At 72.5% G+C, this 20,869-nt stretch carries 17 protein-coding genes; 10 read left to right on the top strand and 7 right to left on the bottom strand.

Features of this window, described 5'->3' with window-relative positions; genetic code table 11:
• Positions 1 to 152: 152 nt before the first annotated feature.
• Positions 153 to 1,373: a CapA family protein gene (locus tag AC07B0_RS24245; RefSeq protein ID WP_469382297.1), complete on the top strand. Its 1,221-nt coding sequence runs from the start codon at positions 153 to 155 to the stop codon at positions 1,371 to 1,373.
• A gap of 8 nt (positions 1,374 to 1,381) precedes the next feature.
• On the opposite strand, the gene AC07B0_RS24250 is transcribed toward AC07B0_RS24245, so the two are convergent.
• On the bottom strand, positions 1,382 to 1,843 hold the full coding sequence (locus AC07B0_RS24250) for a universal stress protein (RefSeq protein ID WP_356882445.1): 462 nt from the start codon (positions 1,841 to 1,843) through the stop codon (positions 1,382 to 1,384).
• Positions 1,844 to 1,903: 60 nt separating this feature from the next.
• Between AC07B0_RS24250 and lysX the strand changes: the two genes are divergently transcribed.
• A complete protein-coding gene (gene lysX, locus AC07B0_RS24255) occupies positions 1,904 to 5,215 on the top strand; it encodes a bifunctional lysylphosphatidylglycerol synthetase/lysine--tRNA ligase LysX (protein WP_478898913.1) in 3,312 nt (1,103 codons plus the stop codon).
• A 70-nt stretch (positions 5,216 to 5,285) separates the two neighbouring features.
• Positions 5,286 to 6,158: a polysaccharide deacetylase family protein gene (locus AC07B0_RS24260; protein ID WP_467297034.1), complete on the top strand. Its 873-nt coding sequence runs from the start codon at positions 5,286 to 5,288 to the stop codon at positions 6,156 to 6,158.
• 190 nt (positions 6,159 to 6,348) lie between these two features.
• Here the strand turns inward: AC07B0_RS24260 and AC07B0_RS24265 are convergent, their stop codons facing one another.
• Positions 6,349 to 7,014, bottom strand: a complete 666-nt coding sequence (locus AC07B0_RS24265; protein ID WP_356882451.1) for a class F sortase — start codon at positions 7,012 to 7,014, stop codon at positions 6,349 to 6,351.
• A gap of 375 nt (positions 7,015 to 7,389) precedes the next feature.
• Between AC07B0_RS24265 and AC07B0_RS24270 the strand changes: the two genes are divergently transcribed.
• A complete protein-coding gene (locus AC07B0_RS24270; RefSeq protein WP_356882453.1) occupies positions 7,390 to 7,893 on the top strand; it encodes a hypothetical protein in 504 nt (167 codons plus the stop codon).
• Between the two features lie 216 nt (positions 7,894 to 8,109).
• Here AC07B0_RS24270 and AC07B0_RS24275 read toward each other — a convergent pair whose 3' ends face one another.
• The 3 genes from AC07B0_RS24275 to AC07B0_RS24285 all read right to left on the bottom strand — a co-directional run bounded on the left by AC07B0_RS24275 (position 8,110) and on the right by AC07B0_RS24285 (position 10,149).
• Positions 8,110 to 8,871, bottom strand: a complete 762-nt coding sequence (locus AC07B0_RS24275) for a hypothetical protein (protein WP_478898914.1) — start codon at positions 8,869 to 8,871, stop codon at positions 8,110 to 8,112.
• Positions 8,872 to 9,100: 229 nt separating this feature from the next.
• Entirely contained in the window at positions 9,101 to 9,871 is a 771-nt protein-coding gene (locus AC07B0_RS24280) for a bestrophin-like domain (RefSeq protein ID WP_356882944.1), read from the bottom strand.
• Between the two features lie 62 nt (positions 9,872 to 9,933).
• Positions 9,934 to 10,149 carry a hypothetical protein gene (locus AC07B0_RS24285; RefSeq protein ID WP_356882942.1) on the bottom strand — a complete coding sequence of 72 codons (216 nt, stop codon included), beginning with the start codon at positions 10,147 to 10,149 and terminating at the stop codon, positions 9,934 to 9,936.
• An 826-nt stretch (positions 10,150 to 10,975) separates the two neighbouring features.
• Here AC07B0_RS24285 and AC07B0_RS24290 point away from each other — a divergent pair.
• Together AC07B0_RS24290 and AC07B0_RS24295 are read left to right on the top strand one after the other, a co-directional pair.
• Positions 10,976 to 11,806, top strand: a complete 831-nt coding sequence (locus AC07B0_RS24290) for an SAM-dependent methyltransferase (RefSeq protein WP_356882940.1) — start codon at positions 10,976 to 10,978, stop codon at positions 11,804 to 11,806.
• 137 nt (positions 11,807 to 11,943) lie between these two features.
• Positions 11,944 to 14,109, top strand: coding sequence for a putative bifunctional diguanylate cyclase/phosphodiesterase (locus AC07B0_RS24295; RefSeq protein ID WP_356882952.1), 2,166 nt, complete (start codon positions 11,944 to 11,946; stop codon positions 14,107 to 14,109).
• 290 nt (positions 14,110 to 14,399) lie between these two features.
• Here AC07B0_RS24295 and AC07B0_RS24300 read toward each other — a convergent pair whose 3' ends face one another.
• A complete protein-coding gene (locus AC07B0_RS24300; protein WP_478898915.1) occupies positions 14,400 to 15,476 on the bottom strand; it encodes an FAD-dependent monooxygenase in 1,077 nt (358 codons plus the stop codon).
• A gap of 106 nt (positions 15,477 to 15,582) precedes the next feature.
• On the opposite strand from AC07B0_RS24300, the gene AC07B0_RS24305 reads away from it, so the two are divergent.
• Entirely contained in the window at positions 15,583 to 16,227 is a 645-nt protein-coding gene (locus AC07B0_RS24305; RefSeq protein ID WP_478898916.1) for a TetR/AcrR family transcriptional regulator, read from the top strand.
• 73 nt (positions 16,228 to 16,300) lie between these two features.
• Here the strand turns inward: AC07B0_RS24305 and AC07B0_RS24310 are convergent, their stop codons facing one another.
• Positions 16,301 to 17,179 carry a LysR family transcriptional regulator gene (locus AC07B0_RS24310; protein WP_469382295.1) on the bottom strand — a complete coding sequence of 293 codons (879 nt, stop codon included), beginning with the start codon at positions 17,177 to 17,179 and terminating at the stop codon, positions 16,301 to 16,303.
• Between the two features lie 95 nt (positions 17,180 to 17,274).
• Here AC07B0_RS24310 and AC07B0_RS24315 point away from each other — a divergent pair, with 95 nt between their 5' ends.
• The 3 genes from AC07B0_RS24315 to AC07B0_RS24325 are packed head-to-tail and all read left to right on the top strand — an operon-like array spanning position 17,275 to position 20,704.
• Positions 17,275 to 17,979: a succinate dehydrogenase cytochrome b subunit gene (locus AC07B0_RS24315; protein WP_356882932.1), complete on the top strand. Its 705-nt coding sequence runs from the start codon at positions 17,275 to 17,277 to the stop codon at positions 17,977 to 17,979.
• Positions 17,980 to 17,981: 2 nt separating this feature from the next.
• Positions 17,982 to 19,967, top strand: coding sequence for a fumarate reductase/succinate dehydrogenase flavoprotein subunit (locus tag AC07B0_RS24320; protein ID WP_478898917.1), 1,986 nt, complete (start codon positions 17,982 to 17,984; stop codon positions 19,965 to 19,967).
• Complete coding sequence (locus tag AC07B0_RS24325) at positions 19,964 to 20,704, top strand: succinate dehydrogenase/fumarate reductase iron-sulfur subunit (RefSeq protein WP_478898918.1); 741 nt, start codon at positions 19,964 to 19,966, stop codon at positions 20,702 to 20,704. The genes AC07B0_RS24320 and AC07B0_RS24325 overlap by 4 nt, the downstream gene beginning before the upstream one ends.
• Positions 20,705 to 20,869 lie beyond the last annotated feature (165 nt).

Below are 20,869 nucleotides of genomic sequence, written 5' to 3' on the forward strand. Positions count from 1 at the left end.
GACGACGAACGGTCGAACGGCGCGGCGAACGGACGGGGGCCGTCGGGGTGAGGCGACGCGGGCGGACGGCACCGTTCCTTGACTTCCGCCGTCTTCTCCTATGGATTGCGGATCAGATGATCCGATAGTCATACAAAAGGGAGCCAGGGCTGATGAGCACACGCACCCGACGGGCACTCGCGCTGCTGTCCGCCCTCCTGCTGCCGGCGGCCGCCGCCGGCTGCTCCACCCCCGGCGGCCCCGCCCCGGCCCGGCTCGGTTCCAGCGCCGCCGCCGGCCCGTCGTCCGGTACCCCCGGCCCGAGCGGCACCGCCGCCCCCGGCGCGGCCGCGAAGGGCTTCACCCTGGTGGCCAGCGGCGACGTACTGCCGCACACCTCCGTCATCAAGCGTGCGGCGGCGGACGCCGGGGGCGACGGCTGGGACTTCCGGCCCATGTTCTCGGGGGTCGAACCGGTCGTCTCGGCGGCCGATCTCGCGCTCTGCCACATGGAGACCATCTACGGGGAGGACGGCGGACCCTTCAGCGGCTACCCGGCCTTCGTCTCCCCGCCCGAGGTCGCCGACGGCCTGAAGGCCGCAGGGTACGACGGCTGCTCCACGGCCTCCAACCACACCCTCGACGACGGCGCGGACGGCATCCGGCGCACCCTCGACCGGTTCGACAAGGCGGGCCTGGGCCACGCCGGCTCCGCGCGGACGGCCGCCGAGGCGGCCAAGCCGACCGTGTACACGGCGGGTTCCGCCAAGGTCGCGCACCTCGCGTACACCTACGACACGAACGGCTACCCGCTGCCGGACGGCCAGCCGTGGGCGGTCAACCTGATGCAGCAGGACCGGATCGTCGCGGACGCCCGGGCGGCCCGCAAGGCGGGCGCGGACGTGGTGCTGGTCAGCCTGCACTGGGGCACGGAGTGGGAGACCGACCCCGACGAGACCCAGCTGTCGCTGGGCAAGGCGCTGACCGCCTCGCAGAGCGACGGCAGGCCGGACATCGACATGATCCTGGGCACGCACGCGCACATCCCGCAGGCCTACGAGAAGGTGAACGGCACCTGGGTCGTCTACGGCATGGGCGACCAGGTGGCCGGCGAGATGTTCAACCACTCCGGCGCCCGCGACCTGCGCGGCAACTACGGCTCGATCGGCCGCTTCACCTTCGCCCCGCCGGCCGCGCCGGGGCAGCGCTGGCAGGTGACGAAGGCCGAGTTCGTCCCGCAGATGATGGACCTCGGCGCGGGCCGGGTGGTCAACCTCCCGGCCGCCCTCGCCGAGGATCCCGGCCGCGGTGACTACGAGGACGCCCAGGAGGCCGTGACCGACGCCGTCCTCAGCCGCGGCGCCGCCAAGGACGGGCTGAAGGCCTCCCGCTGAGCCAGGGGCTACGGCACCACCGTCACCGGCCACCGCCCGGCCTTGACCAGGCGGATGGCGACCGAGCCGATGATCCGGTGGCCGGCCTGTTCCGAGGCGCCGACGATCACCGCGTCCGCCTTCAGCTCCCCGGCGGCGCTCACGAGCCCGGCGTACGGGTCCCCGCGGAAGGTGTGGAACTGCCAGCGGACGTCGAAGATGCCCTTGAGGCGCTCGGCGGACTCGCGGATCTCCGCGACGATGCCCTCCGCGATCTCCCCGGTGGTGTCGGCGACGGGTGCGCCCAGTGAGGCACCGGACGGCATCACCGGCTGGACGTAGACCAGGGCGAGGAGTGCGTTCTGGCGGCGGGCGAGGCCGGCGGCGTACGCGGCCGCCCGCAGGGAGGAATCGGAGCCGTCAACTCCGGCGAGGATGACCTTCGGGCCGTCGGTGCCGCGCTCGAATCCCGTGTTCACGTGCTCTGTCACCCTCCCGAGGCTATCGGGCTCGCCGCGCGGACCCGCGCGGCCCTCCCTACAGTGCGAACCATGACTGCCACCGTGGAGGAGACCCGCGGGACCCGAGGGACCGGCAACCGGTTCCTCAACCGGGTTCCCGACGCCTTCGGCGCGTTCTTCGGAACGCTCGGGCTGCTGTGCGCCCTGCTGGCGCTCTCTCCCACGCTGCGGCGGCTGCTGCGGCCCGTCGTCCGCTTCCTGGACCAGTTCGTGGTGCCGGTCAGCGAGAACCTCGCGTACGCCGTCTTCCTCTTCCTGCTCGCCGCCGCCCTCGGCACCCGCAAGAAGATCGCCTGGTGGATCGTCGTCACCTATCTGGCCCTGCTGATCCTGGTCGACGTACTGATCATCGCCGACGGGGACTACTGGGTCGGCGGTCCCTCGATGGCCCTCGCGGTGGCGGCCATGATCGTCCTGATCGCGGCCCGCGGCGAGTTCTACGCCGCCTCCCGGCCCGGCGCCGTCTGGCGGGCCATGCTGGTCCTCGGCCTGGGGCTGCTCGCCGCGGTCCTCCTCGGCTGGGGCCTGGTGGCGCTGTTCCCCGGGAGCCTGCCCAAGGGGCAGTGGCTGGACTGGGCGGCGAAGCAGGTGTTCGGCGGGCTCTTCTCCGCCCGGCAGTTCGACGGGCACCCGCCCCGCCCGCTGTACTTCCTCCTCGGCCTGTTCGGCGCCCTCGCCCTGCTGAACGCGGCCATGACCCTGTTCCGTTCCCAGCGGATGACCGCCGCCCTCCACGGGGACGAGGAGCCCCGGCTCCGCGCGCTCCTCGGCGCGTACGGCCGGGCCGACTCCCTCGGATACTTCGCGACCCGACGCGACAAGGCCGTGGTCTTCGCCCCGAACGGCAAGGCGGCGGTGACGTACCGGGTGGAGGCCGGCGTCTGCCTGGCCAGCGGCGACCCGGTCGGCGACCCCGCCGCCTGGACCCCCGCCATCGACGCGTGGCTGGCGGTGGCCCGCCGCTACGGATGGCAGCCGGCCGTCATGGGCGCCTCCGAGGACGGCGCGACCGCGTACGCCCGCTCGGGACTCAGCGCCCTCCAGCTCGGGGACGAGGCGATCCTCCACGTCGCCCACTTCGACCTCGACGGCCGGGACATGCGCGTCACCCGGCAGGCCGTGAACCGGGTCAAGCGGACGGGGGCCACCACCGTCATCCGCCGCCACTCCGCGCTGTCCGAGGACGAGATGCAGATGATCGTCGACCGGGCCGACCGGTGGCGCGACACCGAGACGGAACGCGGCTTCTCCATGGCCCTCGACCGGCTCGGGGACCGCGAGGACGGGGACTGCCTGCTCGTGGAGGCCCTCGACGCGCAGGGCGAACTGATCGCGCTGCTGTCCTTCGTCCCCTGGGGCAAGGACGGCATCTCCCTCGACCTGATGCGCCGCGACCGCTCCGCCCCGAACGGGGTCATGGAGTTCATGGTCGCGCAGCTGTGCGCGGCCGCCCCCGGCCTCGGCGTACGCCGGATCTCCCTGAACTTCGCCGTGTTCCGCTCCGCCTTCGAGGAGGGCGGCCGGATCGGCGCCGGGCCGGTCCTCAAGCTGTGGCGCAAACTCCTGCTGTTCTTCTCCCGCTGGTGGCAGCTGGAGGCCCTGTACCGCTCCAACGTCAAGTACGGGCCCGAGTGGTACCCGCGGTTCCTCTGCTACCAGGACGCCGGCTCCCTCGCCCGGGTCAGCCTCGCCTCCGGCATCGCCGAGGGGTTCGTCTCCGTACCGAGCCTGCGCACCCTCTGGGGCAACGGCCACCCCAAGGGCCTCACCAACCCCGCCACCACCGCGGGCCTGCCGTCCATCGACTCCCTGGGCCTGGACCTGGTCGGGGAGGACGGCGAACGGGCGAGGGCCGAGCGGCTGCCCGACCAGGTCCGGGTCCGCCACGCCAAGATGGAGCGGATCCGCGCCGGCGGCACCGACCCCTACCCGGTCGGGATCCGCCGGCGCACCCACACCGTCGCCGAGCTGAAGGCCGCCCACCCCGGCTACCCGCCGGGCGCCCGCACCGGCGAACGGGTCACCCTCGCCGGCCGGGTGATGGTCGTGCGCGACCTCGGCGGCGTCGTCTTCGCCGTCCTGCGCGACTGGACCGGCGACGCCCAGCTGATGCTCACCCGGGACGAGGCCGGACCCGCAGTACTCGGATCCTTCACCTCCCAGGTGGACTTCGGCGACCACGTGGTGGCGAGCGGCGAGGTCGGCACCAGCAGGTCCGGCGCGCTGTCGGTGGTCGTCGACGACTGGCAGCTCACCGGCAAGTGCCTGCGCCCCCTCCCCGACAAGCGCAAGGGCCTCGCCGACCCGGAGGCCCGCGTCCGGCGCCGCTACCTCGACCTGGTGGCGAGCCCCGAGGCGCGGGACGTCGTACGGGCCCGCTCCAGCGCGGTGCAGGCCCTGCGCCAGGGGCTGCTGGACCGCGGCTACCTGGAGGTCGAGACCCCGATGCTCCAGCAGATCCACGGCGGCGCGAACGCCCGGCCCTTCCGCACCCACATCAACGCCTACGACCTCGACCTGTACCTGCGCATCGCCCCCGAGCTGTACCTCAAGCGGCTGTGCGTCGGCGGCATGGAGAAGGTCTTCGAAATGGGCCGCACCTTCCGCAACGAGGGCGTCTCCTACAAGCACAACCCCGAGTTCACGATGCTGGAGGCCTACCAGGCCTTCGCCGACTACGACGTCATGCTCGACCTCACCCGCGACCTCATCCAGGGCGCGGCGACGGCCGCCTTCGGCTCGCCGATCGCCCACAAGGCCGGGCCGGACGGCAAGCTCGTCGTCCACGACATCTCCGGCACCTGGCCGGTCAAGACCATGTACGGGGCGATCAGCGAGGCCCTCGGCGAGGAGGTCGACGCCGACACCGAGGAACACGTACTGCGCCGGCTCTGCGACCGGGCCGCCGTCCCGCACGCCCCCGAGGACACCCGCGGCGACGTCGTCCTGGAGATGTACGAGCGGCTCGTGGAAGAGCGGACCAAGCTGCCCACCTTCTACAAGGACTTCCCGACCGACGTCTCCCCGCTCACCCGGCAGCACCGCAAGGACCCGAGGCTCGCCGAGCGCTGGGACCTGGTGGCCTTCGGAACCGAACTGGGCACCGCCTACTCGGAACTGACCGATCCCGTCGAGCAGCGCCGCCGCCTCACCGCGCAGTCGCTCCTCGCGGCGGGCGGCGACCCGGAGGCGATGGAACTCGACAACGACTTCCTCGACGCCCTGGAATACGCCATGCCGCCGACCGGCGGACTCGGCATCGGCGTCGACCGCCTGGTCATGTTCCTCACGGGCCTGACGATCCGCGAGACGCTGCCGTTCCCCCTGGTGCGACGCGGCTGAACGGGTGAGCGAGCGGGGGAGCCTCCGCGCCTCTCGACATCCGCGGGGATGTCGTTGATACGTAGTAATAATGAAAAATGACGAGCCGACAGTAGGGCGACGCATGCTCCTGCGTACCGCCGTCTTCCTCGGAATCGCCGCCGCGTCCGGACTGGTCACCGCGGGCGAGTCACACACCCCGCCCCAGGGCGCCGCCGGACCCGCCCCGGCGGGGGGCCCGCCCGCCGGAGCCCCCGGACTGCTCCCCGCCGGACCGCCCGAAAAGTCCTACCGGCTCCGGCCGATGACCGCCGAGGCGCCCGCGCGGCCGCCCGTCACGAAACCCGCCGTACGCGCCCGGCCCCTCCTCGCGCTGCCCGACGACGCGGCCCACGCCAGCGCCATGGCGCTCACCTTCGACGACGGCCCCGACCCCCGCTACACCCCCGCCATCCTCGACACCCTCGCCCGGTACCAGGTCCGGGCGACGTTCTTCGTCTGCGGGGAGATGGCCACCGACAACCGTGACCTGCTGCGCCGGATGGTCACCGAAGGGCACGTCATCGGCAACCACACCTGGACGCACCCGCTCATCCCCCAGCTCAGCCGGCCCGCACTGCTCTCCGAGATCGGCCGCACCAGCGAGGTCGTCCAGCAGACCGTGGGGGAGGCGCCCCTGTGGTTCCGGGCCCCCTACGGGGCCTGGAACCGGGCCGCCTTCGAGATCGGCGCCGATCTGGGCATGGAGCCGCTCGCCTGGACCCTCGACACCCTCGACTGGAAGGAGCCCGGGACCACCGCCATCGTCTCCCGGGTCGAGGCGGGAGCCGGGCCGGGCGTGATCGTGCTGAACCACGACGCCGGCGGCGACCGCACGCAGAGCGTCCAGGCACTCGCCACCTACCTGCCCCAACTCCTGGCGCGCGGCTACCGGATGACCCTTCCCGTGCTGCCGCCCCGCTGAGACGCCGGCCCTCGGCGGGCGGGATCTCCGTCGGCGGGCCCGCCGAGGGATGAGCTCCGTCGGCGGGCCCCCGCGCGAGCGGCTTCGGCCGGACGGCCGGCCCGGTGCGAGCGGTCCGGTACGAACGGCCCGGTGCGAGCGGTCCGGCGCGGCGGCCCTGCCTCAGCAGTCCGGCTTCAGCAGTCCGGCTTCACCGGGCCGCCACCATCCGGGCGAAGACGACCACGTTGCCGTCGTACCCCTTGTCCTTCGAGTAGCCACCGCCACAGGTGATCACCCGCAGCTCCGGGTGTCCGGTGTCCCCGTACACCCGGGCGCCGGGAAAGGCGTCCTTGGAGAACACCTCCACGCCGTACACCTCGAACACCGCCGTGCGTCCGTCGTAGCGCTCCACCTCGATCCGGCTGCCCGGCTTCGTCGACCCGAGGCCGTAGAACACGGCCGGGCCCTGCGCGTTGTCCACGTGGCCCACGATCACCGCCGATCCCTGCTGGCCCGGCGAGATGCCGTTCAGGTACCAGCCGGCGAGGTTCCGGTCCTGTGGCGGCGGTGCGTCGATCCAGCCCTGGGCGTCCAGCCCCACCGTCATCACCGGCGCGTCCACGCTGATCGACGGGATCCGGATGCGCTGGACCGACGAGTGTTCCAGCACCTCCATGTCCGACGGCGGCGTCGGCGGATTCGCCGGCAGCTGGTCCGCGCGCACGGCGACCGCCGCCGCCGCGGTGGGCTGCGGGGGGCCGTCCTCGGCGTTCGCTCCGTTGCGCATCATGGCGAGGCCGCTGAGCATGACCAGCGCGAGCACGCCCCAGGGGGAACGTCTCCTCGGCCGCTGCTCACTCTCGTCCTCGGTCATGGCTCTCCCTTCCCGACGCGGGGGTCCCGACCCGCGTTCCATTCCCACCCCGGTACGCCCTACTTCACGCACGTTAAGGGCGACCGCACGAGACGGCGATCGGGGAGGGGCGAACGGGTGGCGGGGCCGGCACGCGACCGGAAGGGGGCCGTAAGGGGTGCACCCATCCAGGTAATCGTCACATAAATGACTGACGCCTCGTGACCTGCGGATCCGTCAGATTCCCCGCACGCGCTTCGGCGTGTCGCTCAACCGGGCGGCCCAAAGGTGGAAATGCGCTGGTTGCGGACCACCCCGAGGGTTCGTGATGGGAGGCGTTCTCGTCGATCTGCCCGGAGCCACCGCCCCGGGGCGCTTTCCGCTGGAGGTTCCACCATGCGTGTTTTCCGCGCTCTCACCGTGACCGCGGCGGCTTGCGCCGCGATCGGACTCAGTGCCACGTTCGCCACCGCGAACTCCCCGCAGGGCGGCGGCAACGGGCCCAGCAACGTCACGGTCAACCCGTACTCCGTACACCAGGGTTCCGTGATGCAGGTCAGCGCGGCGGGCTGCGGCCGCGGCGGCACCGTCTGGTCGCACGGCAACTTTCCGCAGACGAACCTTTCGGCCGGCTCCATCGGCTTCGCCACCGTCCGGATCTTCAACCACGCCTCGCCGGGCCACCACACGCTGTCCGTCAAGTGCCACGACAACAGCCTGGTCGCCACGCACCGCTTCACGATCCTCGCGGGCAACGGCGCCCAGGGCGGCATCGGCGGGTCCTTCGGCCCGTCCGCCGCCGAAACCGCCATCGGCGCGGGTCTGGTCGGCGCCGCGGCGCTCGGCGCGGGCGTGCACGTCATGCGCCGTCGTCGTCCGGTCGCGGCGGGCCGGGCCTGACCCCGTCCGCCGTACGGGCCGGCCGTGGCTGCCCGACCTGACGTACCGCCGGTCGCCCCGGGCCCTGGAGAGGGACCCGGGGCTACCGGCTGTCGGGGGCAGGGCCGCCTCGCGCCGATGGGCCGTTCGAGGTCCGCTCGGGCCGGTCGCGGCCGGGCGTCGTGGTGGGGGCACGGGCGGCGGGGCCCGTGGGCGGTCCCGGTCGCTCCGGTCGTCTCAGTGGCCGCGGGCCGGGCGGCGACGGCGCAGGGCGTACGCCGTGCCGCCCGCGGCGGTCAGGAAGAGCGCGGCGCCGGCGCCGAGTTCCAGCGGGTCCATCCCGGCGACACTGCCGCCGAGCCCGCCCCGTACGCCGAGGCTGGCGCCGCCCGGGGAGGCCGTGAGGCTGCCCGTGACGGTGCCCGTCGTGACGCGCGGGGACGCCCCCGTGGTGGTGCGCGCGGTGGTTCCGGTGGTGGTGCGCGGGGCGACGGCGGCCGCCGGGGTGCGGGGCCGGGCCGTGGTCGACGTACGGGGCGAGGCCGCCGCCGCGGTACGGGGCGGGGCCGCCGTCGTGGCGGGGGTGGAGGCACCGGTGCGCGAGCCGACCGTGGAGCTGATCGTCGGCGTGCTGGTGGCGCCCGCGATCGTCACATCGGCCGAGCCGGTCTCCCCGTTGCAGGTGAACGCGACGGAATACACGGCTCCGCGCCGGGCGTCGCGGTCCACCGTGACCCGGGCGGTCTGGCCGCGCGCGATGCTGACGGTGTCGAAGATCCCGGAGGAGACGGTGGCGAACGCGGCGTCGCAGCCGGTGACGGAGAGCACGGTCTGCGCGCCCGGGGCGACCGTCGACGGGGTGATGGTGAAGCCGAACGAGGTGATCGGCGCCGCCTCGGCCGCGAGGGCGGCGGGCGCGCCGAGGGCGCCGAGCGCGAGGACCGCGCCCGTGGCGCCGGCGCTGAACAGGGTGGTGACGGAGCTGCGTATCGCACCCATGGCTGGTTCTCCGGATCCCCGAGGAGCAGTCGCGCAGCGTTTCCGCACGTGAGGGGTCGTGCACCTCGATGTCCGCCACGCTAGGTGCGGGTACGGTGACCCGCGATCAGGAACGGGCGAATGGGGCACTCCGGTAGGCCGAACCGGGGACGGAGGGCCCGCCGCCGGTTTGCCGTGGTCCGCCGTGGCCCGTGCCCCCGCCCGGTTCCGCGGGCGGGGGCACGCAGGTTCATTCGTCCAGGCCCAGGTGCGGGAACTGTGCGAAGAACGGCTCGGCGGTCGCCGAGATGCCCCGGCCGAAGGGGGCGTCGAAGTCCCAGATCAGGAACAGCAGGAAGGCGATCAGGGCGCTGAACAGGCCGGCGAGCAGCATTTCGCGGAACGAGCGGCGGATCTGCAGGGTGAAGATCAGACCCACCGTCACCAGGGCCCCGGCGATCAGCCCGAACCACACCACCCCCGGCATCGTGGCGCCGGCGCTCTGCCCGCGTGAGTTGCGGGCGTCGTCCACCATGGCCGCCTGGTCGACCAGCGGCTGGTAGGCCTGTCCCTCGTGGTCGGTCTGGGGTTCGTAGTCCGTCACGTCCCGGCGGATACGTTCCAGCAGTTCGTCGCCGCGGTCGGTGAGGTTGCCGCTGTCGGCCATCTCCTTCCACTCCGTGTCCACCACGTACGTCACGTACGCGTCGACGTCGGAGCGGATCTTCTTGCGGACCTCGGCCGGGTAGACCTCGGAGCGGACGCTGATCTCGTGCAGGGCCTGGGCCTCCTGGCGGACGTACTCCTGGGCGGCCCCTCTGCCTTCCCAGACGCCCGCGATCGCCAGACCGAGGACGATGGCGTAGATCACTCCGATCATCATCGTCATGTACTCGATGACGTCCGGGGTTTCGTTCGGATCGTCGTCCTCGCCGATCCTGCGGTGGTTGAAGAAGGCGATGGAAAGGACCACGGCGCACGCCGCGGCCATCGCGAGGGACAGGACGAGCCATTCCGACAAGATGACTCCCAATCGGTGAGCAAGGGGGTGGAAGGCGGGCGCGCTGGGGCGCCCGGCGGCGGCTAGCGCGGGCGCAGCGCGACGATCGCGAGCACCGCGGGAGCCGCGGTCATGAGGGTGAAGGTGACCGGTGAGATGTGACGCTCGGCGGGCTTGCGCGCCGGGGCGTGGTAGCTGGGCCGAGCCACCGGCTTGGGGGCGGGCGACGGGGTCACCGCCGGGGGCGGCGTCGGTTCCGGTGCGGGCTTCGGCGGCGGCGGGGCGGGTGCCGCGTACACCCGGGGCGGCGGAGCCGGCGCCGGCGGCTTCGGCACGGGCTTGGGGGCCGGCTTGGGCGGTGCGGGGGCCGGTGGTGGAGGGGGCTTCGGGGTGGGCTTCGGCGGTGGGGTCGGCTTCGGGGGCGGTGGGGTCGGCGTCGGCTTCGGGGGAGGCGGGGTCGGGGTCGGCGTGGGGGTCGGAGTCGGCTTCGGCGGGGTGGGCTTCGGCGGACACGGCGGGGGAGGCGGCGGGCAGTGGTGTCCACCGTGCCCTCCGTGGTGCCCTCCGCCGTGGTGGCCGCCGTGCTCCTTGCAGTGCCCCTTGCCGTGATGTCCGCCACCCCGGCCGGCTCCGCTCCCGCCGCTGCCGGCGGCCGCGAACACCGTGAGGGACGCTCCGCCGTCACCGGCGTCGATCGTCGCGTATGCGCAGCTATCGGCCATGGCCGGCGTGACGGACAGCGCCGCCCACAGCAGGACCGGGACCACCAGCAGGCGCCTGGCACAGGCTCTGTTCACCCGGGGAGCATGGGCCCGCGCGCGCCCGCGCATGTGGGGGTCGGCCTCGGTTCGCCTGAACGGGCGGAGTTGGGACCGTAGAGGTTTGAGCCACTCTTCGACCGTGTCTGATCGAGCGCCGTTCAATTCCCAAAAGGTATTTGTCGGATTCCGTGTCACCCCTGTCCGGACCCGTCCGAACCTTTGGTGTGTGACCAAGAACGGACCGCCAATTTCCGCTTTTACTCGCTCCCTTGGGCAATGATCAGTACATTCGGCTCGGACAGGAGTCCGACCCCCGTCCCGCCCCCCGGACGGACCACGGCACGACTACGGCTTGGAGACCCCGATGGAGCGCCCCGCCTGGGCCCCGGCAGGCATCGACATATCGGTGCCGAGCGTGTCCCGCATCTACGATTACTACCTGGGCGGCTCCCACAATTTCGAGGTCGACCGCCAGGCCGCCCGCCGCGCCATGGAATTCATGCCGGGACTCCCCAAGATCATGCAGGCGAACCGGGCATTCATGCGCCGGGCCGTCCGGCACGCCGTCGCCGAGGGCATCACGCAGTTCCTCGACATCGGCTCCGGTATCCCGACCTTCGGGAACGTCCACGAGATCGCGCACGCCGCGAGCCCCGAAGCGAGCGTGGTCTACGTCGACCACGACCCGGTGGCCGTCGCGCACAGCCAGGCCGTCCTCGCCGGTCACGACCGCACGGGCGTCGTCGCCGCCGACCTGCGCAAGCCGCAGGACATCCTGGCCGCCCCCGAGGTCGGCCGCCTCCTCGACCTGAACCGCCCCGTCGCGCTGCTGCTCGTCGCCGTCCTGCACTTCATCGAGGACGCCGACGAGCCGTACGCCGCCGTCGCCGAGCTGCGCGACGCGCTGGCGCCGGGCAGCCTGCTCGTCCTCACGCACGCCTCGTACGAGGGGATCCCCCTCACCCAGGAGGTCGCCGCCGGCACCGTCGGCGTCTACCGGGACATCCGCAACCCCCTCGTCATGCGCACGCGGGGACAGGTCAGCGCCTTCTTCGACGGCTTCGAACTGCTGGAGCCGGGCCTCGTGTCCATGCCGGACTGGCGTCCGGACCGTACCGAGCCCCTCGCCGACGGCGAGGAGCCCGAGGACCCGTACGCCTTCTCCGGCTTCGGCGGCGTGGGACGCAAGGCGTGAGACTCCCCGCTCCCACCCCGCCACCGGCCACCCCGGGCCCGGCCTTCCCCCGGGAGGCCGTCGCCTTCGGGACCGCCCCGGACCCCGCCGGCGCCTCCACGAAGCCGTCCGGCCCCCTCGTCCAGGGGCGGGAGCCGCTGCGCGAGCTGCGGAGCGGGCTGGAGGACCGGATCGCGCGCTTCGCGACCATCTGGGGGCGGGCGATCTTCCCCGTCACGGCGACCTCGCTGACCCGTCCCGAGTTCGAACAGCACCTCGTCCCGCTCACCCGCACCCTCACCGAGGCCCTGCACGCCCGTCCCTTCGACGCCTCCGTCGCCCAGCGGGTGGGCGCCGAGCTCGTCGCCGTGCACTGCACCGACCCCGAAGCCCTCGCCGGAACCCTGGGGGTGGTCGAGTCCTACCTGGTGCTGTACTGCGGCCCCGACGGCTCCGGGACGGAGGGCACCGAGGAGTACCGGTCCCGCTGCGCGCGCCTCCAGCACGGCATCGCGGCCGGCTTCGCCCGCGCGCTGCGCGAGCGGACCCTGAAGGAGCAGGAGGCCATCGCCCGGTCCGCCCTGAGGGCCCGCAGCGACGCCCAGCAGGCCCTGCACGCCAGCGAGGAACGCTTCCGGGCCGTCTTCGAGGGCGCCGCCATCGGGATCGGCATCGCCGACCTGGAAGGCAACGTCCTCGAGGTCAACGACACCCTGCTGCAGATGTTCGGCGGCCTGGAGGGCCACGTACGGGGCCGCAACGTCAGCGAATGGGGCCATCCCGACGACACGCCGCACGTCTGGCGCATGTACGGGGAACTGGTGCGCGGGGAACGCGAGCACTACCGGGTCGAGAAGCCCTACTACCGGCACGACGGAACCGTCCTGTGGACGAACCTGACGGTGTCCCTGCTGCGCGACGCCGAGGGCGTGCCGCAGTACCAGCTGGCCCTGATGGAGGACACCACCGAACGCCGGCTGCTGAACCTGCGGCTGCGCTACGAGGCGACCCACGACGCGCTGACCGGGCTGCCCAACCGGACCCTGTTCTTCGAACGGCTGGAGAAGGCCCTGAACGGGGCCGGAGCCGGAGGCAGCCGCTTCGGCCTGTGCTACCTCGACCTCGACGGGTTCAAGGCGGTCAACGACAGCCTCGGCCACTCGGCGGGCGACCGGCTGCTGGTGGAGGTCGCGGACCGGCTGCAGAGCTGCGCGACGGGACCGGGCGAGGTGGTCGCCCGCCTCGGCGGCGACGAGTTCGTGGCCCTGACCACCGGACCGGCCGCCGACTCCGAGGAGAAGGTGACGGACCTGGCGGTCCGGATCCTGTCCGCCCTGTCCACCCCGATCCGGCTGGAGGGCCGGGAGTTGACGGTGCGGGGCAGCATCGGCATCGTCGAGGGCCGGGCCGGCGAACGCACCCCGGCGGAGGTGCTGCGCAGCGCCGACATCACCATGTACCGGGCCAAGGCGGCCGGCGGCAACCGCTTCGAGTTCGCCGACGCGGAGGCCGATGCCCGCGCCATCACCCGGCACGGCCTGACCAACGCCCTGCCGGCGGCGCTGGAACGGGGCGAGTTCTTCATCGAGTACCAGCCGCTGGTGCACATGCACGACGGCAGTGTGCGCGGCGCGGAGGCACTCGTGCGCTGGTCGCACCCCCAGTACGGGGTCCTCGGCCCGGACCGCTTCATCCCGCTCGCCGAGCGGACCGGCCTGATCGTGCCGCTCGGCCGCTGGGTCCTGGAGGAGTCCGTCCGGCAAGCCCGGAACTGGCAGCTCCAGCGGGGCGGCTCCAGCCTGCGCGTCAACGTCAACCTCTCCCCGACCCAGCTCCACCACCCCGGCCTGGTCGCCGACACGGTACGGGTCCTGGAGGCCTCGGGCCTGGCCCCGGGCGCCCTGTGCCTGGAGGTCACCGAGTCGGCCCTGATAGGGGCCGACGACGAACTCCTCGAACCGCTGCGCCGGCTCGCGGCCCTGGGCGTGGACATCGCCCTCGACGACTTCGGCACCGGCTATTCGAACCTGGCCAACCTGCGCCGCCTCCCGGTCAGCGTCCTGAAGCTGGACCGCTCCTTCACCCAGGGGATGCAGCAGCAGCCGGCCAACCCCGTCGACGTCAAGATCGTGGAAGGGATCGTCGCGCTGGCCCACAGCCTCGAACTCGCCGTGACGGTCGAGGGCGTGGAGACCGGCGCCCAGGCGGCCCAGCTCCGCGACCTCGGCTGCGACACCGCCCAGGGCTGGTACTACGCCCGCCCCGGCTCCCCGGACCGCATCCACACGCTCTCCCTCTCGGACGCCGTCCCCACCCCGTCCTGACGCCCCCCGCCGAGCGGGACCGCCACCGGGCAGCGGCCGCGCCCCGCTCCGGCACGGCCGCCCCTCCCCGCTCGGCTCCCTCCCCGGTCGGCTCCCACCCCGCTCGGCTCCCACCCCGGTCGGGCCCACCCCAGTCGGGCCCACCCCGGTCGGGGTCGCCCAGGGCGGGGCCGCGCCCCCGTGTCGGGCCCGCCTCGTGCGCGGGCCGTCACCGGCTGGGGGCCGGGCGTCGTCGGGGGCCAGCCGGGGCCGATTCGATCCGGCCGTCATCGCCGCGGCACTCACCCGGGTCAGTCCAGGCCCGCCTCCGTCCCGCGGCCCGGTTCGCGGACCGCCACGAGGACCCGCGCCATCCGTTCCGTCGTGTCGGCCAGCAGCTCGGCGGCCACGGGCAGCCGCTCCGCCTCGTACCCGTCGAGCACCTCCTCCCGGGCGGGTCCCGCCGGCGTATCCAGGGCGGTGGCGAGGGTGCGGCCGAGGACGGCCGCGTCCTGTATCCCGGTGTTCATGCCCCGCCCGCCGGCGATGGGGTGGACGTGAGCCGCGTCCCCGGCGAGGAACGCCCGGCCCTCGCGCAGTCGGGCGGCCATGCGGACGTTGACGGTCCAGGCCGACAGCCACGTGGGATCCGCCAGCTCGATCCCCGGCATCCGGGCGTGCCGGTCGAACAGTCGCTGGAAGCTCTCCAGGGAGGGAGGCAGGGCCTTCCCGTCCGTGTCCACTTCGCGGGAGGCCTGGAGCTGGAAGGAGTCCGTTCCCGGTATGGGGCAGAGCATCATGACGCCGCCGTCCGAGGTGAACCACTGGTGCCAGTAGTCGGGACTCAGCCCCGGGGCGCGCACGTCTCCGAGCACCATCGTCGACTCCTGCGCGGTGTCCCCCTCGAAGGGGATACCGAGCAGTTTGCGGGTCGTGCTGCGACCGCCGTCGCATCCCGCGAGGTAGCGGCTCCGGATGGCCGGGCCGGCCGCCTGCTCCGCGGTCACCGTCTCCGCGCCCTGACGGATCCCGGTGATCCCGGTTCCGTACTCGACCCGCACGCCGAGCTCTCCGAGCCGCTCGCGCAGCACCTCCTCGATCTGCCACTGTCCGATGAACAGGCCGTCGGCGTAAGGGGTGTCGCTGACGCGGACGCCGTCGAAGTACTTGCGGAAGACCAGCCCCGCACGGCCGGTGGCCGTCATCCGCCCGGCGGCCCCCAGCCGTTCGAAGACATCGAGGCTGCGCCGCTGAAGGGTCTTCCCGCGGGACTCGCGGTGCGGGCCGGGGCGTTGGTCGACGATGCGCACGCCGACCCCGCGAAGGGCCAGCTCGCAGGCAAGGGTGAGCCCCGTCGGGCCGGAGCCCACGATCACTACGTCGGTCATCGGATGTCCTCTCGTCGTCGGTGATCCAAGGAAAGCGCGCCACGAAAGAAAAAGCAACCAGGTAATGAATTTAACTTGGTCAAGATTTTGTGGTACGGTGTGGGACATGGAGAACACGACGGGTCTGCGAGAGAGCAAGAAGCTGCGTACGCGCCGCCAACTGGCGGCCACGGCGCTGGAACTCTTCCTGGAACGGGGCTTCGACGCCGTATCGGTGGCCGATGTCGCCGCGGCGGCGGAGGTGTCCAAACCCACCCTGTTCCGCTACTTCCCGAGCAAGGAGGACCTGGTGCTCGACCGGTTCGCCGACCATCAGGACGAGGCGGCGCGGATCGTCCGCGAGCGGGCCCCCGGCCGGACCCCGGTGGGGGCGGTCCACGACCACTTCCTGGCGGCCCTCGCCGAGCGGGACCCGATCACCGGGCTCTGCGACCACCCGAACGTGGTCGCCTTCCAGGGACTGATGTACTCCACCGCCAGCCTGGAGTCCCGGCTCGCCCACTACACGGCCCGGGAAGTGGAACTCCTCGCCGCCGTCCTGGAGGCCGAGTCCGCCCCGCCGCTCACCGCGCGGCTGGCGGCCCTGCACCTGGTTGCGGTGCGTCAGGAGCTGGGCCGGGAGAACTGGCGCCGGATCGCCTCCGGCAGAACCGCCGACGAGGCCTACCCGGGCGCGGTGGCCGACGCCGACCGTGCCTTCGCGATGCTGGCCGACGGCCTCGACGCGGCCCTGTCCAGACGCGGCCTCTGAGCCACCGCCGCCCCGCCGCCCTGTCGCCGAACCGCCGAACCGCCCAACCGCCCGGACGCTCACGCCCGGCCGCTCAGGCGAGGAGGATGCGCTTCAGTTCGCGGGCCGCGCGCGGGGGTGCGACGTCCGTGCGGTGCGCCAGCGCGATCGTGCGGCGCAGGGGAGAGCCGGCGAGGTGGGTCGCGCGCAGGCCCGGGCCGCCGTGCTCGACGACCATGGCCGGAACCACCGCGACGCCGAGCCCGGCCCGGACGAATCCGAGGATCGCGTCCATCTCACCGCCCTCCACGGTGAACGCCGGCTCGAACCCCGCCGCCCGGCAGGCGCCCACGGTGAGGTCCCGCAAGTCGTACCCGTGCCGGAACATCACCATCGGCTCGTCCCGCAGGTCCGCGATGGTCAGCTCGCCGCCGCCAGCCGGCGGCGGAAGGTCCGCCGAGGAGACCACCACAAGGTCCTCCGTCAGCAGTTCCACCGTGGTCAGGGCGGGTGCCGACGGCGGCAGCGGCAGCGTGATCAGGGCCAGGTCCAGCACCCCGCGCGCGAGTTCCCGTACGAGGTCCAGCGAGCCGCTCTCCTCGATCAGCAGCTCGATGCCCGGATGTGCGGTGTGGAAGGTCCGCAGCAGGGCCGGCAGCAGGCCCGTGCACACGCTCGGGGTCGCCCCCAGCCGGACCCGCCCCCGCCGCAGCTGCGCCAGCTCCTGCACCTCAAGCCGTGCCGTGTCCGCGTCCGCGAGGATCCGCCGGGCCAGCGGAAGCAGGGCCTCGCCCGCATCGGTGAGTGCGATGTTCCCCCGCACCCGGCTGAACAGTTCGGCCCCCAGCTCCCGTTCCAGCGCCTTGATCTGCTGGGACAGGGACGGCTGGGCCACGTGCTCCCGTTCGGCGGCGCGGGTGAAGTGCCGGGTCTCGGCGACGGCCACGAAGTACACGAGCTGCTGGAACTGCATACGGCCAGGCTAGCCCCATCGATAGGCATTGCCTATCGCGATCAGCTTCACCATGTCTTGGACCTTTCGGGACTTTGGTCCTTACCGTCGACGTCATGGCTCTGGCAACGCGGACGGATCGACGGCCGTCCACCACGCGCACGCTCTGGGACTCCACCGTCGGCAAGAAGTCCGTGATGGCGGCATCGGGCCTGGTCATGCTCGGCTACCTCGTCGTGCACATGCTCGGAAACCTGAAGATCTTCTTCGGGGCGGACGAGTTCAACGGCTACGCCCACTGGCTGCGCACCCTCGGATCCCCCTTCCTCCACCACGAATGGGCCCTGTGGATCGTCCGCCTGGTCCTCGTCGCCGCGGTCGTCGCCCACGCCGTCTGCGCCTACCAGCTCAGCCGGCGCGACATCAAGGCGCGCCCCGTGAAGTACGCCCGCAAGCGCCGCCGCGCGAGCTACGCCACCCGCACCATGCGGTGGGGCGGCGTCATCCTCGCCCTCTTCATCGTCTGGCACCTCCTCGACCTGACCACGCTCACCGTCAACGAGCGCGCCTGGGCCGGCCACCCGTACGAGAACGTCCTCGCCACCTTCTCCACCTGGTACGGCAACACGATCTACCTCGTCGCGATGGCCGCCCTCGGGCTCCACGTCCGCCACGGCTTCTGGAGCGCCGCCCAGACCCTCGGCGCGGGCAACGCCCGGCGCGACCGGACGCTGAAGTTCCTGGCCAACGCCCTGGCCCTCGTCCTCTTCGCGGGCTTCGTGTCCGTCCCCGTCGCCGTCATGACCGGAGTCGTGAGCTGACCATGAGCGCACCCGAAACCCCCGACGAGCTCCACGACCGCGCGCCGTACGCGGAGTACGCCACGGGCGACCCGGTCGCCGACACCAAGGCCCCCGGGGGCCCGATCGTCGAACGCTGGGACCGCCGCCGCTTCGAGGCCAAGCTGGTCAACCCGGCGAACCGGCGCAAGCACCGCATCATCGTCGTCGGCACCGGCCTGGCCGGCGGAGCGGCAGGGGCGACCCTGGCGGAACAGGGCTACCACGTCGTCCAGTTCTGCTTCTCCGACTCCCCGCGCCGCGCGCACTCCATCGCCGCGCAGGGCGGCATCAACGCCGCGAAGAACTACCGCAACGACGGCGACTCCGTGCACCGCCTCTTCTACGACACCGTCAAGGGCGGCGACTTCCGGGCCCGCGAGTCCAACGTCCACCGCCTCGCCCAGATCTCCGTCGAGATCATCGACCAGTGCGTGGCCCAGGGCGTCCCCTTCGCCCGCGAGTACGGCGGACTCCTCGACACCCGCTCCTTCGGCGGCGTCCAGGTCTCCCGCACCTTCTACGCCCGCGGCCAGACCGGCCAGCAGCTGCTGCTCGGCGCCTACCAGGCGCTGTCCCGGCAGATCGCCGCCGGCAACGTGGAGATGCACGCCCGCACCGAGATGCTCGACCTGATCACGGTGGACGGAGTGGCCCGCGGCATCGTGGCCCGCGATCTGATCACCGGGAAGATCTCCACGTACTACGCGGACGCGGTGGTCCTGGCGAGCGGCGGCTACGGCAACGTCTTCTACCTCTCCACCAACGCCATGAACTCCAACGCGACCGCCGTCTGGCGGGCGCACCGGCGCGGCGCGTACTTCGCCAACCCCTGCTTCACGCAGATCCACCCCACCTGCATCCCGCGCACCGGCGACCACCAGTCCAAGCTCACCCTGATGAGCGAGTCGCTGCGCAACGACGGCCGCATCTGGGTCCCCAAGGCCGAGGGCGACACCCGGCCCGCCGCCGAGATCCCCGAGGCGGAGCGCGACTACTACCTGGAGCGGATCTACCCCTCCTTCGGCAACCTCGTCCCCCGCGACATCGCCTCCCGCGCCGCGAAGAACGTCTGCGACGAGGGCCGCGGCGTCGGCCCCGGCGGCCAGGGCGTGTACCTGGACTTCGCCGACGCCATCCGCCGCATGGGCAAGGACAAGGTCGCCGAGAAGTACGGCAACCTCTTCGAGATGTACGAGCGGATCACCGCCGAGAACCCGTACGAGGTACCCATGCGGATCTACCCGGCGGTCCACTACACGATGGGCGGACTGTGGGTCGACTACGACCTCCAGACCACCGTCCCGGGCCTGTTCGCGATCGGCGAGGCGAACTTCTCCGACCACGGGGCCAACCGCCTCGGTGCCTCCGCCCTCATGCAGGGCCTCGGCGACGGCTACTTCGTACTGCCCTCCACGATCAACGACTACCTGGCCCGGCACCCGCACCACGACGAGATCGACGACAGCCATCCGGAGGCGGCGGCCGCCGTCCGCGAGACCCGCGACTGCCTGGCCAAGCTCCTCGCCGTCGACGGCGACCGCACCCCCGACTCCTTCCACCGTGAGATCGGCGAACTCATGTGGGAGTACTGCGGCATGGCCCGCACGGAGGAGGGGCTGCGCAAGGCGCTCGCCCGCATCCCCGAGATCCGTGACGAGTTCTGGCGGCGCATCAAGGTCCCCGGCAGCGGCGAGGAGTTCAACCAGTCGCTGGAGAAGGCCAACCGCGTCGTCGACTACCTGGAACTCGCCGAGCTGATGTGCCTCGACGCCCTCCACCGCGCCGAATCCTGCGGCGGCCACTTCCGCGAGGAGTCCCAGACCCCGGACGGCGAAGCGGCCCGCCGCGACGAGGAGTTCGGCTACGCGGCCGCCTGGGAGTACCAGGGCACCGGAGCCGCACCCGTCCTGCACAAGGAAGACCTCGTCTTCGAGTACGTCCACCCCACCCAGCGGAGCTACGCATGAAGCTCACCCTGCGCGTCTGGCGCCAGCAGAACGCCGGCGCCCCCGGCGCCATGGCCTCCTACGAGGTCGACGGCATCTCGAAGGACATGTCCTTCCTGGAGATGCTCGACACCCTCAACGAGGACCTCATCCTGCGCGGCGAGGACCCGGTCGCCTTCGACCACGACTGCCGCGAGGGCATCTGCGGCGCGTGCAGCCTCGTCATCAACGGCGACGCGCACGGCCCGGAGCGGACCACCACCTGCCAGCTCCACATGCGGTCCTTCGTCGACGGCGACACCATCGACGTCGAGCCGTGGCGGGCCTCCGCCTTCCCCGTCGTCAAGGACCTCGTCGTCGACCGCAGTGCCTTCGACCGCATCATCCAGGCCGGCGGCTACATCACCGCGCCGACCGGTGCCGCCCCCGAGGCGCACGCCACCGCCGTGCCCAAGCCCGCCGCCGACTTCGCCTTCGAGCACGCCGAGTGCATCGGCTGCGGAGCGTGTGTGGCGGCCTGCCCCAACGGCTCCGCGATGCTGTTCACCTCCGCCAAGGTCAACCACCTCAACGTGCTCCCGCAGGGCGCACCGGAGCGCGAGACCCGCGTGCTGGACATGGTGGCCCAGATGGACGGCGAGGGCTTCGGCGGCTGCACCCTGACCGGCGAATGCGCCACGGCCTGCCCCAAGGGCATCCCGCTGCCGTCGATCGCCGCGATGAACAAGGAGTGGCTCCGCGCGGTCCGCAAAACCTGACCGCATCCCGCACCCCGCCACCGCACCCCGTGGCCCCGCCCGGCCCGCACCACCCCCGCGGCCGGGCCCGGTCGCACCCCGCGCCCCCGTACGAGCGTCCGGTACCCCCGTCATGGGCCGATCGGCTGAGCCGATCCGCCGACCGGGCGCTCGTACGGGCCGTAC

The organism is Streptomyces sp. NPDC044704, assembly GCF_056433525.1.